The sequence below is a fragment of the Streptomyces thermoalcalitolerans genome (genome assembly GCF_039525155.1).
GTDB classification, from domain to species: Bacteria; Actinomycetota; Actinomycetes; order Streptomycetales; family Streptomycetaceae; genus Streptomyces; species Streptomyces thermovulgaris.
Map to the genome: position 1 here is coordinate 1 of NZ_BAAAHG010000083.1, position 13,712 is coordinate 13,712.

The following is a 13,712-nucleotide window of genomic DNA, read 5'->3' on the forward strand; positions in this document are numbered from 1 at the left end:
CGATCCCGCCGGGTCCGCCCTTCGGCGGCGAGCCCCAGGGCCGTGCCGGCGGGCCTGGAGGCCCGGGCGGCCCCGGCAGCCCCGGCGGCCCCGCCCTATGGTGCCTCCGTCCAGCCCGGCGGCCCCGGCGCCCCGGCGGTGGACGAAGGGGCCACCCAGTACCTTCCGCCCGTCTCCGGCGCCCCGGCCGCGGACGAGGGAGCCACCCAGGTCCTGCCGCCCGTCTCCCCCGTGGCGGCGAACGAAGGGGCCACCCAGTACCTTCCGCCCGTGGCGCCGGGGGCGCTGCCGCCCGAGACGGGCGGGGACCCGGCGCGGTTTCCGGGCCCCGCGCCCCAGGGCGGCGCCCCCGGGCACAACCCCGACGCCGAGGCCACGCAGTTCATGCCGCCCGTGGGCGCCCGGGCGGGCGGCGGACGGCAGACGCCCGCCGAGTTCGACGACCTCAACCTCTTCCGCAACGGCTCCGGCGACACGGCCCCGGCCACTCAGCAGCTGCCCCGCATCCAGCAGCCCGCACCCGCTCCGTCCGCCGGGCGGGGCGACGGCGGCGGCCGGGGAGGGAGGCGTACCGGCTCGCGCATACCGCTGATCGCGGCCGCGGGCGTCGGGATCATCGCCCTCGGCATGGGCGCCGGCGCGCTGCTCAGCAGCGGCGACAAGGGCGACAGCGACGACACCAAGGCCAATGTCTCGGCGACCGCACCCGCCACCGAGGGCCCGTCGCCCTCGCCCACCGCCGACCCGGTCCGGGAGCAGGCGGTCGCGCTGGACAGGCTGCTGGCGGACAGCGGCAACAGCCGGTCCGCCGTGATCAAGGCGGTGGAGGACGTCAAGAAGTGCGAGAACCTCGACCAGGCCGCCGCCAGCCTGCGTGACGCGGCGGAGCAGCGCAAGGACCTGGTCACCCGCCTGGAACAGCTGTCGGTCGACAAGCTGCCCCGCAACGCCGAGCTGACCGAGGCCCTCACCAAGGCCTGGAAGGCGTCGGAGGCCGCCGACCGGCACTACGCCGCCTGGGCCGACCAGACCGCCGGCAAGAAGGGCTGCAAGAAGGGCGGCGCCCGCATCACGAACCAGACCCGGGCGGGCAACCGGGAGAGCGGTGTCGCCAGCGTGCAGAAGGCCAAGGCCGCCCAGCTGTGGAACCCGATCGCGCAGACGTACGGCCTCACCCAGCGCCAGCCGACCGAGCTGTGACACCGGCCGAGCGGTGACGCCGGCCGGCCGAGCCGTGGGGGCGCGGACCGGTCAGTCGAGGTCCGCGTCCTCCGGCGTCCTCGCCGTACGGTGCCGGCGCTCACCTCGCCGTCGCCGATTCCCTCCAGGACGGCCCGGAGCACGGTGCAGGCGATCCACGCGGTCCGCACTCCGGCGTCCTCGGGGTCGATCCGGTGGTCGCCGAAGGTGTGCTCGTCGATGGCCCTCTTCATCCCGTTCTTCACCCCGTCCTTCGTCCCGTCCCAGCGGGGATCGCTCACCCCCGGATACCAGCCGGTGACGTACGCCCCCTCGTACGGGCCGGACTTCCCGCCGGCGGCGTCGATCACCGACTGGCCGACGCCGCCGAACACGGCGGCGGTGCGCACCCTGGGCAGCCCTCGCGGAGGCGGCGGAAGGAGTCCATGGCGCCGGGTGAGGCGTGGAAAGGGCGGAGAGGACGGGGAGGACGGGGAAGACAGGAAGGAATGCGGTACGGGAGTGCCGCCTGCCGGTCATGTACACACACATTTCCGCCGCCCGCCAACCCTTGAGCGACTCCCGGTCAACGGAGAGTGACGTCAAGGTGAATTGCAGGGGCGAAGGAAGCGGTCGCGGTGGGGAACGTACGATCGATGACCGTGCAAGGTTCGGAGTCCTCTTCCCGTCGCGGTCGTCGCTCGTCCACCATGGGCGGCATGCCCGTCAACGACATGCCGTGGTGGCGCTGGCGCTGCAATGTGCGCTCCGCGCTGCACATGCTCTCCGATCCGGTGTTCCAGCGGGACGTCTGGCTGGCAGGCGTCGAGGGGTACGGCGATGTCACCGACGCCGTCTACCGGCTGGTGGAGGACACCTGGCTGGACAACTGGTCCGCCGAGAAATACGTGGGCACGATCTTCCGCGACTCCCAGGAGGCGGCGCTCGTCGACACCGCGGTCCTGCGGGTGCTGCGCATCATGCACCAGGTGGGCCCGGACGCGCCGGTGGCCTCCTACCTCCATCACCCCGCCTGGCCCGAGGCGGTCCAGGCGGCCCGGGACGCGCATGTGCGGCTGGCGACGAGCGACGGCGACGACCCGGACGCACCGCCCCACACCCTCGAGGTGCTGCGGATCCTGACACGGTCCGCATGACGGTCGTCGGGCCACGGACCGCTCCCGGCATGAGAACCTGTCCTGCATGAACGAGCAGTCCTCCCGAGCCGCGACGGCTCCGGCCGACCAGTATGTCCTGACCCTCTCGTGCCCGGACAAACAGGGCATTGTGCACGCCGTGTCCAGCTATCTGTTCATGACCGGCTGCAACATCGAGGACAGCCAGCAGTTCGGCGACCACGACACGGGATTGTTCTTCATGCGTGTCCACTTCTCGGCCGAGCCCCCGGTCACGGTGGACAAGCTGCGCGCCAGCTTCGCGGCGGTCGGTGACTCCTTCGCGATGGACTGGCAGATCAACAGGGCCGACGAGAAGATGCGGATCCTGCTGATGGTCAGCAAGTTCGGGCACTGCCTGAACGACCTGCTCTTCCGCGCCCGGATCGGCGCGCTCCCGGTGGAGATCGTGGCGGTGGTGTCCAACCACACCGACTTCGCCGAGCTGGTGGCGTCGTACGGCATTCCCTTCCACCACATCCCGGTGACCAAGGAGACCAAGCCACAGGCCGAGGCGCGCCTGCTGGAGATCGTGCACGAGGAGAAGGTCGAGCTGGTCGTCCTCGCCCGCTACATGCAGATCCTCTCCGACGACCTGTGCAAGCAGCTCAGCGGCCGGATCATCAACATCCACCACTCCTTCCTGCCGAGCTTCAAGGGGGCGAAGCCGTACCACCAGGCCCATGCGCGGGGCGTGAAGCTGATCGGCGCGACGGCGCACTATGTGACGGCCGACCTCGACGAGGGGCCGATCATCGAGCAGGAGGTCGAGCGGGTCGGCCACGAGCTCACCCCCGACCAGCTGGTCGCCGTCGGACGGGACGTGGAGTGCCAGGCGCTGGCACGGGCGGTGAAGTGGCACGCGGAGCGGCGGATCCTGCTGAACGGGCGGCGGACGGTGGTGTTCGCCTGACCCGCCCGGCGGCGTCAGAGACGGCTCATCGACGCCGTCGCGTACAGCACGTCCCTGATCGCCTCGCGGTCGCCGAACTGGCCGGCGGCCGCCTCGTGCGGAGCGAGGTGCCCCGCCGCCAGCCGGCAGAACTCCAGACCGTCCAGTGCCACATGGGCCACCTCGTACTCCGCGGAACCCACCGCTCCGGGTGAGTCGAGCGGGAGCAGCCACTGGCCGCCGCCCTGCCCCTCGATCTCCAGGCGCAGGCTGCGGCCGGGTTCGCCCGCGGCCACCAGATGCCGGACGGGCGGGGCGAGCCCGGCCCGCCGCCGCGCGGCGAGCACGAGCGGCAGCATCCGGGCCGCGAGGTCGATCATCTCGTGCAGATGCCGCGGGGCGGGCGGCTCGTACGGGTAGTCCACGGCCCGGGCGATGTCCTCGGCGTGCACCCAGCACTCGAAGGCGCGGTCCAGCATCGCGTCGGGCAGCGGAATCTCGAAGTCGCCGTAGGACACGGTGAGATCGGCCATGTCCGTGCCGCCGGGGGACACCGTCCGCACCAGGGCGCGCGACTGCTCCCGCCAGGGCGCCCGCACCGACCGGGTCGGCGGGAAGTGCGAGGCCCGCCAGTACGCCTCGGTGCGCGCCGCCGGGGTGAGGCGGCCGGCGCGGGCACCGAGGTCGCCGAGCGGGTCGTCGAGCCCGAGCGCCACCGCGACCAGCCCGTCGACGCTCAGCAGATGCGCGATGACCCCGGCGACGGTCGTACGGCGGCTGGTGGCGCCCTCGTCCGTGAACCACCGCAGGCGCACCGGCGCGTGCCACTCGCTGTCGCCCATGTCCTGCAGCAGCGCGTCCAGACGGGCGGTCTCGGCATCGTAGGGGGCCGCCCATTCGGGCACGGGATGCGTGGCGGACGCCGCTCCAGGCAGCTGTCCAGCACACGGGTGCGCAGTCCCGGGTCCAGGTCCAGGCTGTCGGGCCGGTGCAGCAGCCCGACCGCCTCCCGCAGCCGCAGCGCCTCCCGCGCGCACTCGTCGCACTCCCCGAGGTGCTCCTCGACCGCCGCCGCCTCCTGCGGCGCACAGGCGGTCAGCGCCCACGCCCCGAGAAGCGACTTCAGCGCACGGTGCTCCCCCGCACCCCGGCCCCTCACCTCCGCCGGCTCCTCCCGTGCGGGCGGCACCCGCCCGCCGGGGGCGCGGGGGCCGTCCGGGGCGTCGGGCCGTTCCGGGTGCGGAGGGCTCACGCGGCACCCCCGTAACCGGGCGGCACCTCGGGGACGTTCGTGTCATGGGCGGTGGAGAGGAGCTGAAGGCCCAGGCGGAGGCGGCGACGGGCCTCGTCCTCGGGTATGCCGAGATCGGCGGCGGTCTGCCGGTAGTCGCGGCGCTGGAAGTAGGCCAGTTCCAGGGCGGCGCGCAGGGGGACCGGCATGGAGTGGACGATGCGGTCGGCGCGGGCGGCGGCCGAGGCACGGCGCACCCCGAGGGCCACGGGATCGGGGGACCTCTGCCCGTCGGGGGCCGCGGCGGTCCCGCTGCCGTGCAGCCGCCGCAGGGCGAGCCGGCGGGTCAGCGCGGCCATCCAGGCCCGCAGGGAGCCCTGACGGGGGTCGTAGGCCTCGGGGTGCTCCCAGACGTGCACGAAGACCTCACGGGTGATGTGGTCGGCGGCCCGCTCGTTCCCGAGGACCCGGTGGGCGAGGCCGTGCACCAGGGAGGAGAAACGGTCGTAGAGCTCGCCGAGGGCGGCTGCCTCCCCGTGCACCAGCCGCTGCCGCATCCCGTGGTCCCAGTGGGGCGGTGCGTCCCTCTTCGCCATGAGGCCCCCTCAAAACCCGGTTGCGCCCTGTCCGGTGTGTCTGTGCGGTCACCACGAATGTAGTCGGCACGTCCGGCAGCGCACGTCTCTTTGTGTCCATGCGCCCTCGGTGTCACCAGCCCGATCCCGATCGAGTGCGATCGAAAATGACCGAAATGAGCGGCAGAAAGAGCTGTTTTTGTTTGAGTCATGTCGTTTGAGGGAACGGCCGCTGGGCAGCCGCGCGGAAAGAAAGACAGGAACTGCTTCCTATTCCGGGCGGTTCCGGGGAAGTGCCGGCGAGCGGAGGGCGGGCCGTGGTGTTCAAGGTGACCGATGACCGGCTGGGCGAGTGGAGCGTGCTCCGGGTCGCCGGCGAACTGGACCTGGTGACCTCGCCGGTGCTGCGGCAGCGGGTGCACGAGGCGGTGGCACAGGGCCGCCACCATCTCGTCCTGGACCTCTCGGACGTCTTCTTCTGCGACTCCAGCGGTGTCGGCGTCCTCATAGCCGCCCGCCGTCTGATCCGCTCCTGCCGGGGTCGGCTCCGGCTGATCCTGCCGGCCGGCGGTGCGGACGGGACCTCCCGCGGCAGCGGGGGCGAGCACGGGGGAGGCGCACACGTCAACCGTGTGCTCGGGGCGCTCGGCGTCCGCCGCCTCTTCGACGTCTACGAGGACCTCGCGACGGCGGTGGCGGAGGAACCACTGTCCGCCTGACGCCGCGCACGGCCGCCGGCCGCGCGGTCCGGACCCTCGGCGAATGTCACGGATCGTGGCACAAATGCGTTACGGTGAGTAACTGTCATATCGGCGTCCCCACGCGCGACTCGTCACATCCCGGAGTCACCGCCGCACTCGGGTACCTTGGGTGAGATGCGAGTGGTTCCGAACTCGAGCCATGTCACAACGGGCGTCGCACAGTATGACGCACAGGTACTCCTTCGCGCGGGAATATGCCCGAAGCGCTTGTTTCGGTGACGGTCAGTCAACCATGCTGGTCTCCGGAAAAGTCACGTTCCGTGACTCTTTCTTTGGCCGTTGTTCTGGTCATGCGGAAAATGGCTACGATCGTGGCCCTCGCGTGCGCGAGGCTATGTGTCCGCCGGTTCGGATGGTGTGAGCGGTGCAGGTGCTTCAAGTGCAGCTGGAGATCCGGCCCGACCCCGCGGAGGTGGGGCGGGCCCGGAGATGGGCCCGCTCGCGGCTCGTCGGTTCGGGGATACAGGCCGACGAGCCACTCGCCGAGACATTGATCCTGCTCGTCTCCGAACTGGTCACCAACGCCGTGGTGCACACCGGCCATCCCGCCGTCCTGCGGCTGTCCCTGCCCGGTGCGCCCGCCGACGTGACCACCATCCGCGTGGAAGTGGACGACGCCAGCACCCGGGCCCCCGTGCCGCGCTGGGTGAGCGACGAGGCCACGAGCGGCCCCGTGCCGCGCTGGGTGAGCGACGAGGCCACGAGCGGCCGCGGCCTCGCCCTTGTCGACGGACTCGCCGACCGGTGGGGCTGGAGCCCGGAGGGCAAGGGCAAGCGCATCTGGTGCGAAGTGGACCGCCGCACCCCCTCGGCCGGCGCGGCGAAGACCGCGGTGCCGGCGGTGCGCGAAGGACTGACCCCCGAAGGACTGGCGTGCGAGGCGGTGTAGAGCTACCCCTGGTCGCCTCTGATCGCCCCTGGTCACCTCCGTCACCCCTGGAACAGCCCCTGCGGACAAGCCCCCTGTGGACAAGCCCCCTGCGGCTCTCCCGCCGTGTGCGCACCCGATGCCCGGCCCTTGTGCCCGCAGAACCCCTCGGGCCGGCGCACGAGGTGGGCGGCGCTGCGCGTGATGGTCCGTGCGCCGTCCTGTTCCCTGGATCCGTCATGTCGTGCGCCGGGAGATGCTTCCGTGCGCGGCCCGGTGCGATGGGGCATAACGGGTAAACCGCCTGAGCGGTGTTGACGGTTCCTGTCCGTTTGATCACGCTTGTGGCAGCGATTCGCCGTGAGGGGACGTCGAGGGCTTGGGCGCCGGAAGTCCTCGGCGAGTGTGGGTCGTACGGCCGGCGTCGGCCGGTCCCCGCAGAGTCGAGGGGGGCGGGACCGGGGGCGCCGCGACCGGCGGGCGGCGCGCACTGCCGTACTCGGGGTGGGCAGGAGCGCGTCGCCGGCCGGTCCTCTCTCCCGCACCCGAGATGTGCCCGCGGGCTGATGTGTCCACAGGCTGTGGACGGGCTGCCGTCGGCGGACGGGGCCGGGGCGTCGATCAGACCGGCAGCCGGGAGCCGTGACGGCCGTCCGTGCGGGCACCGGTTTGGGCATCGGCCTTCGCTATGGCCTTGGCTATCCTCTCCGCGTCGATGGCCAGCTCGCGCAGCATGCCGCTGATGGGGTTGGTGAAGCCGGTGAAGTACAGGTCGGGTGCGTCCTTCGAGGTACGGGCGCCATGGACGACGGGACGGCCGCGGGAGTCGAGTACACCGAGGTGACCGACCAGCCCCTCCAGGGCACGGACGTAACCGGTGGCGGCGATGACGACGTCCGGCTGGACACGGGTGCCGTCGGCGAGGACGACCTTGCCGTTCTCGAAACCCTCGACGGCGGCCACGACCTCCACCGCACCCTTGCGGACGGCGTTGACGATACCGACGTCCTGAACGGGGATCGCGCCCTCGCGCACCCGTGTGTACAGGCCCTTGTCGGGGCGGGGCAGGCCGTACGCCGACAGGTTCGGCACGCTCAGGCTCGCCAGCGGTCGCGCGAGCATGTCGACCAGCCGGACCGGCAGCCGCCGTACGGCGATGCCCGTGTACTGGGCGGCCCACCCGGCGGTCGACCGGCGCACGATGTGCGGGGCGGTGCGCACCGACAGCCGTACGCGCGAGGCGCCGCCCTCCACCAGGTCCACCGCGATCTCGGCGCCGGTGTTGCCGACGCCGACGACGAGGACGTCACGGCCGGCGTAGGGCCGGGAGTTGCGGTACTCGGAGGCGTGCAGGAACTCGCCGGCCCCACTCGCGTACGACTCCAGGCCGGGCCAGTCGGGCAGGCGGGGGGTGTGGTTGTAACCGGTGGCGACGACCACCGCGCGGCCGGTCAGCCGCCGCCCGCCGGTGGCGTGCAGCAGCCAGCCGGTGCCGTCCGGCGTGCGCTCGACCCGGGAGACCTCGACCCCGGTCACGATCTCCAGCCGGTGGTGCTCGGCGTACTTCTCCAGGTACCGCACCATGTTGTCGCGCGAGACCCACCTGCCGAACCGGCGCGGCATCGGCAGACCGGGCAGGCTGGACAGGCGCCGGGTGGTGTGCAGGTGCAGCCGGTCGTAGTGGCGCCGCCAGGAGGCTCCGACACGGTCGGACTTCTCCAGGACGACGGCCCGTATCCCCCGCGCGCGCAGTGCCTGGGCGGTGGCCAATCCGCCGGGGCCTCCGCCGATGACGTACACAGGGCGGTCGGCAGGCTGCGCGGCTGGCACAGGGGTGGAGTCGTTCATGAGCGCGAGAGTAATCGCGTGACCGGTTGATGGGTATCGGTCAAGACCGGAATTGGTTGCGGGTTGGTCACAACTGCTTGTTTCCGACGGGGTGATGACCGGCGACCCGTCGGGCGAGGCCCCCCTGACACGGCTGGCACAGCTGATCCGGCAGCCGCCGGCCGCCCGGGAGCGCACGGTGTACGCCGCGGCCGTGGCCGCGCCGGTGGGGGAAGAGGCGCGGGCGACGTAACGGAAGCGGCGGGGCCGGAAGGGGGCTGAGCTGGCGCTCCGGCCGCGAGGGAGCGAGCCGGCGCTCCGGCCGGGCCGCTTAATTCGGAGGCGCGGGACGGCCGCGGGCAGGACCATGGAGCATGGCTTTCGAAAACGACCGGAACGACTGGTATCTGACGAGTGACCTCGAGGACTTCCTGGCGCGCGCCGGGGAGTTCCTCCGCGCACGGCCCGCGGGGCACACCGTCCACCTGACCGTGACGGAGACCCTGCGCTCACGCGGCCCCCATGTCTACGGGGACGCCGACCCCGAGTTCGGCGTCCTGACGGGAAGGGAGGGAAAGGAGGAAGGGGAAGAGGAAGGAGGAGCGGAGGCCACGCGCGTGCGCGGGACCTTCCTCCACACACCGCCGTACCCTCTCTGCCTCACCTCCCTGACCGAGCGGGAGGCCGATGCGCTGGCGGCCCGGCTGGCCGGTCTGGGGCGTGAGCTGTCCGGTGTCTCGGCGGACCGTGACACCGCCGCCGCCTTCGCCGAGGCCTGGCGCCGCCGCACGGGAGCCGGGATCACCCTCCGGCAGCGGCAGCGGCTCTACCGGCTGGGCGAGCTGACCGTTCCGCAGCCGGTCCCGCCCGGGCGGGCGCGGGTGGTGGGCGAGGCGGACCGGAAACTGCTCGCCCGGTGGTTCGAGGAGTTCTGCGCGGACTCCGGCGAGGTGGTTGCCCGGGATCCCGGGGAGTGGGCGGACGAACGCATCGAACGGGGTTCCGTCCTGTTCTGGGAGACCCCGGACGGGACGCCCGTCGCCATGGCGGGGACGACCCCCGAGGTCGCCGGGCAGGTGCGTGTGGCCGGGGTCTACACCCCGGCGCACCTGCGAAGGCGCGGGTACGCGGGAGCCGTCACGGCCGCGGTCAGCCGCGCCGCGCGGGAGGCGGGGGCACAGGAGGTGCTGCTGTTCACCGACCTCGCCAACCCGACCAGCAACGGGCTCTACCAGCGGATCGGCTACCGCCCGGTGTCCGACTTCGCGGTGTACGACTTCGGCTGACCCCGCTCAGGGCCACAGCAGCTCGCGGACCCAGCCGTCCCGCGTACGGCGGTAGCGGAGGCGCACATGGCGGCGCCGGGCCTCGCCCTGGAAGAACTCGGCCTCGGCCGGCCGGAGGCGGTAGAGCGTCCAGGAGGGGACCTCGGCGTCCGGCTCGCGCCGGGCGCGCTCCCAGGCCGACTCCGAGGCCCGGGCCAGCTCGTCCAGGCCGGTCAGGACCTCGCTCTGGTGACCGGTGAGCGCGGCGGCCAGAGCACCCGTGGAACGGGCGTGCAGGTCCGCCTGCGCCTCCTCGGGCGTGGCGGTCGTGACCGGCCCCCGGATCCGGACCTGGCGGCCCTGGACCGGCCAGTAGAAGGCCAGGGCGGCGTGGGGGCGGGCGGCCAGATGCCGCCCCTTGCGGCTGCCGGCGTGGGTCGCGAAGGACCAGCCTTCCGCGTCGGCGCCGTGCAGCATCACCACACGGACGTCCGGACGGCCCGCCTCGTCCGTCGTCGCCAGCGACATGGTGTGCGGTTCGGGCTGACCGGCCGCGACCGCCTCCGCGAACCACCTCGTGAAGAGGGCGAGGGGGGTGTCGGGGGCCGTCGCCGGGTCGAAGGCGGGAAGCTCGGTGACCTCCGGGTCCCATACGCGGAGCGACGTCAGCAGCTCGTGGAGATCCGGTTCCATGGAGTCCATGGAGGGAGTATCACCCCGGCCGGCGACACCGCCGGGCCGCCGGCGGGAGACGAAGGCGGTCCGGGCGGGCGCAGGCCCGGGTGGGCGGCCGCCCCGGCGGGGCCGGGCCTGCCGGGACCGGGCTGCCCCTCCTGCGGCGCACGGGCCGCGGGGCGGCGTGGCCCGGCACTCCGGCGGACGAAGCGGGAACGGCGGACCGCACCCGCACAAACGCAACAGGCGGCAATCCACCCGAGTGGACCACCGCCTGTTTGACAGGACTTGAACACAAGAGAAATCCGATGCCGGTGTACGGGCTATCGCGTCGGCTTCCGGCCGGTGATGCCCAGGTATACCAGCAGCGCCAGGTTCGGTTTGAGTTCGGTCTGCTTCACGCCCCAGGAGGAGAATGCCTTCTGATGCGAGGCGACCGCCGAGAGCATGGTGACCAGCGAACCGGAGATCGCGGCCGGGTTCACGTCCTTGTCGACTCTCCCTTTGGTCTGGAGTTCGGCGATGGAGTCCGCCAGGGAGGTGTTCACGGAGTTCAGGATCTTCATACGGATCTTGTTAAAGCGTTTGTCGCCCTCGGCGGCCCCGAGATCGACCACGCGCAGAATCGCGTCGTGCTTGCGCCAGAAGTCCAGGAATCCGTCGACAAATTCCTGAGCCGTCTGCCAGCCGGCCTTGCCCACCCAGGAGCGGCCCTCGACCAGCTCCGCCAATCCGGTGCTCTCGGCAGCCATTTGTTCGGCGATCTCCAGGACGGCGCCTTCGACATCCGGAAAGTACTGATAGAAAGTCGCGGGAGAAGTTCCCGCCCGCCGGGCGACATCGATGACTTTGACGTCCCGGTACGGTGACGAGCTGAGCATCTCACTGAGGCAGTCGAGCAGCTTTTGCCTAGTCTCCTGCCCACGCCGACCGGCCACGCGGCCGTCGACGGTACGCACTTGTCCTGTCATGTCGTCAGCTTACCGAGGGGAGAACGGAGCGCGATTTGGCCGACTGCAAATGGGGTGCAAGGGGAGGGAGAGGCCGGTGTGCCCGATAGGCGGTGCGCCTGATAGGCGGGGTGCACGCGACCCGGATAATTTGGCGGCATGGCCGATAACAGGGCATCCGCGTATACCGAGGGCGTCCCCTGCTGGGTGGACGCACAGCTTCCCGATCTTGAGGCGGGCAAGCGCTTCTACGGTGCGCTCTTCGGGTGGAGTTTCGACGAGAACGGCGGGAACGGCGGGAACAGCAGGAAGAGCGAGAGCGGCGGGAACGGCAGGAACAGCGGGAAGACGCACGACAGGTTCGTCGTGGCCCGGCTGGAGGGGGAGCCCGTCGCCGCGCTCGCGCCGAAGACGGACGGCCGTATGCCCACCGTGTGGACCGTGTACTTCGCCACCCCGGACATCCAGGCGCTGGCTGCGCGGATCAGGGCCGGAGGCGGGCAGATCGTCATGCCTCCCACCCCGGCCGACGGCTTCGGCACGGCCGCCCTCGCCGCCGACCCCGAGGGCGCCGTCTTCGGGCTGTGGCAGCCGGGCAGCCACCCCGGCTTCGGCAGGCGCCACGAGGAGGGCACCTTCGTCTGGGCCCAGCTGTACGCCCGCGACACCCAGGCCGCCAACGCCTTCTACGGCGGACTCTTCCACGACGCCCTCTTCGGTCCGGGCGCCGAGCCCGACTTCGGCCGCGCCTCCCTCCTCGAGGTCTTCCCGGCCGAGATGCCGCCGCACTTCCTCGTCCACTTCCGTGTGGCGGACATCGGGGAGGCCCTCGAGGCGGTCGGCCGGCTCGGGGGACGGGTGCAGGTTCCGCCCTTCGGGACGTCGTACGGAAACGTGGCCGTCGTGGTCGACAATCAGGGGGCGTCCTTCGCCGTACTCCAGAGGTGAGGCCCGAAGCGGAACAGGGCGGAACAGCGGTGGCAGCAGAGGTGAAATCCCCTTCCTGAGAGGAAAGGGGGCGGTTTTCGCCCAGGCATCCTGTTTCGTCACCGGGTTCGCAACCTGTGCGCCGGACAGGAAGAATCGGGGTGCGTGCCGCCGCGGCGGTGCGGTGGTGAGACGCTGCACTTCGGTCGCGTACATATGTGGGTGGCGCGGCTCGTACGGGGAGGTGGCAGGCAAGTGGTGGATCAGCTGACGGAGAACGATCCGCGGCGGATCGGACCGTTCGAGGTGCTGGGACGGCTGGGCGCCGGCGGCATGGGGCTGGTCTATCTCGCACGCTCGGCGTCCGGCCGGCGGGTGGCGATCAAGACGGTCCGGAGCGAGCTGGCCGAGGACCAGCTGTTCCGGGTCCGCTTCACACGCGAGGTGGAGGCGGCCCGGGCGGTCTCCGGCTTCTACACGGCCGCGGTCGTCGACGCCGATCCGCGCGCCGCCGTGCCGTGGCTGGCCACCGCCTACGTTCCCGCGCCCTCCCTTGAGGAGATAGTGAACGAGTGCGGGCCGCTCCCGGTCCAGGCGGTGCGCTGGCTCGCGGCGGGCGTCGCCGAGGCACTGCAGTCCATCCACAGCGCCGGACTGGTCCACCGCGACCTGAAGCCGTCCAATGTGCTCGTCGTCGAGGACGGACCACGGGTGATCGACTTCGGTATCGCCTCCGGGGTGTCGAGCACCCGTCTGACCATGACGAACGTCGCCGTCGGCACCCCCGCCTACATGTCCCCGGAGCAGGCCAAGGACTCCCGCAGCGTGACCGGCGCCAGCGACGTGTTCTCGCTCGGCTCCATGCTGGTCTTCGCCGCCACCGGGCACCCGCCCTACCACGGTGCCAACCCCGTCGAGACCGTCTTCATGCTGCTGCGCGAGGAGCCCGACCTGGAGGGGCTCCCGGACGAGCTGCGTCCGCTGATCGAGTCCTGCATGCAGATGGACCCCACCGCCCGGCCCAACCCCGCCGACCTGCAGGCCCAGCTCGCCCCGCACCTGTTCGGCTCCGGCTCCGACGACAGCGGTACGGCCTCCGCCTGGCTGCCCGAGCGGGCCGTCGCCCTCATCGAGGCCCGCCGCAACGGCCGCCCGCCCGCCAAGAAGTCCACCGCATCCGGCTCCAGCAGCGGCGGCCAGACTCCCGCACAGCCCCCGCCGCCCCCGCCCCCGCCTCCGACTCCGCCCACGCACGACCCTTCGCCGCCCCTGCCCGCGCAGACCGGCGCCTCCGACTCCGGTCCCGTGCGCCTGGCCGGTGCCCCGGTGCCGATCGGCCCCGGCCCGCTCGTCGCCGAGGCCCGCGCCGCCGCCGGCCAGGCGCCCC

At 72.0% G+C, this 13,712-nt stretch carries 13 protein-coding genes and 1 pseudogene; 9 read left to right on the top strand and 5 right to left on the bottom strand.

Going from position 1 to position 13,712, the window contains the following annotated elements:
* From ABD224_RS27685 to purU, 3 genes are all read left to right on the top strand, one after another.
* A partial coding sequence (locus ABD224_RS27685; RefSeq protein ID WP_344054757.1) for a hypothetical protein occupies positions 1-1,200 on the top strand: 1,200 nt, incomplete at its 5' end.
* 635 nt (positions 1,201-1,835) lie between these two features.
* Entirely contained in the window at positions 1,836-2,336 is a 501-nt protein-coding gene (locus tag ABD224_RS27695; protein WP_344054759.1) for an SCO4402 family protein, read from the top strand.
* 46 nt (positions 2,337-2,382) lie between these two features.
* Positions 2,383-3,267 (top strand): formyltetrahydrofolate deformylase, encoded by an 885-nt coding sequence (gene purU, locus ABD224_RS27700; RefSeq protein ID WP_344054761.1) that lies wholly within the window; start codon positions 2,383-2,385, stop codon positions 3,265-3,267.
* A gap of 14 nt (positions 3,268-3,281) precedes the next feature.
* Here the strand turns inward: purU and ABD224_RS27705 are convergent.
* Positions 3,282-4,498, bottom strand: a pseudogene (locus tag ABD224_RS27705) (zf-HC2 domain-containing protein).
* Positions 4,495-5,073, bottom strand: a complete 579-nt coding sequence (locus ABD224_RS27710) for a sigma-70 family RNA polymerase sigma factor (protein ID WP_344054763.1) — start codon at positions 5,071-5,073, stop codon at positions 4,495-4,497. Before ABD224_RS27710 ends, ABD224_RS27705 begins: the two are co-directional and overlap by 4 nt.
* A 296-nt stretch (positions 5,074-5,369) precedes the next feature.
* Between ABD224_RS27710 and ABD224_RS27715 the strand changes: the two genes are divergently transcribed.
* Positions 5,370-5,771, top strand: coding sequence for an STAS domain-containing protein (locus ABD224_RS27715; protein WP_344054765.1), 402 nt, complete (start codon positions 5,370-5,372; stop codon positions 5,769-5,771).
* A gap of 421 nt (positions 5,772-6,192) precedes the next feature.
* A complete protein-coding gene (locus ABD224_RS27720) occupies positions 6,193-6,702 on the top strand; it encodes an ATP-binding protein (RefSeq protein WP_344054777.1) in 510 nt (169 codons plus the stop codon).
* Positions 6,703-7,302: 600 nt separating this feature from the next.
* Here the strand turns inward: ABD224_RS27720 and ABD224_RS27725 are convergent.
* On the bottom strand, positions 7,303-8,529 hold the full coding sequence (locus ABD224_RS27725) for a flavin-containing monooxygenase (protein ID WP_344054767.1): 1,227 nt from the start codon (positions 8,527-8,529) through the stop codon (positions 7,303-7,305).
* Between the two features lie 94 nt (positions 8,530-8,623).
* Between ABD224_RS27725 and ABD224_RS27730 the strand changes: the two genes are divergently transcribed.
* The gene (locus ABD224_RS27730) at positions 8,624-8,761 is read left to right on the top strand and encodes a hypothetical protein (protein WP_344054769.1); all 138 of its coding nucleotides are present in this window, start codon (positions 8,624-8,626) and stop codon (positions 8,759-8,761) included.
* Positions 8,762-8,882: 121 nt separating this feature from the next.
* A complete protein-coding gene (locus ABD224_RS27735; RefSeq protein WP_344054771.1) occupies positions 8,883-9,794 on the top strand; it encodes a GNAT family N-acetyltransferase in 912 nt (303 codons plus the stop codon).
* A gap of 6 nt (positions 9,795-9,800) precedes the next feature.
* Here ABD224_RS27735 and ABD224_RS27740 read toward each other — a convergent pair whose 3' ends face one another.
* Complete coding sequence (locus ABD224_RS27740; RefSeq protein WP_344054779.1) at positions 9,801-10,466, bottom strand: pyridoxine/pyridoxamine 5'-phosphate oxidase; 666 nt, start codon at positions 10,464-10,466, stop codon at positions 9,801-9,803.
* A gap of 305 nt (positions 10,467-10,771) precedes the next feature.
* A complete protein-coding gene (locus ABD224_RS27745) occupies positions 10,772-11,407 on the bottom strand; it encodes a TetR/AcrR family transcriptional regulator (RefSeq protein WP_344054781.1) in 636 nt (211 codons plus the stop codon).
* Positions 11,408-11,557: 150 nt separating this feature from the next.
* Between ABD224_RS27745 and kbpA the strand changes: the two genes are divergently transcribed.
* Positions 11,558-12,346: an AfsK-binding protein KbpA gene (gene kbpA / locus ABD224_RS27750; protein ID WP_344054773.1), complete on the top strand. Its 789-nt coding sequence runs from the start codon at positions 11,558-11,560 to the stop codon at positions 12,344-12,346.
* 234 nt (positions 12,347-12,580) lie between these two features.
* Positions 12,581-13,712: serine/threonine-protein kinase (locus ABD224_RS27755; protein ID WP_344054775.1), on the top strand; the 1,132-nt coding region annotated here is incomplete at its 3' end.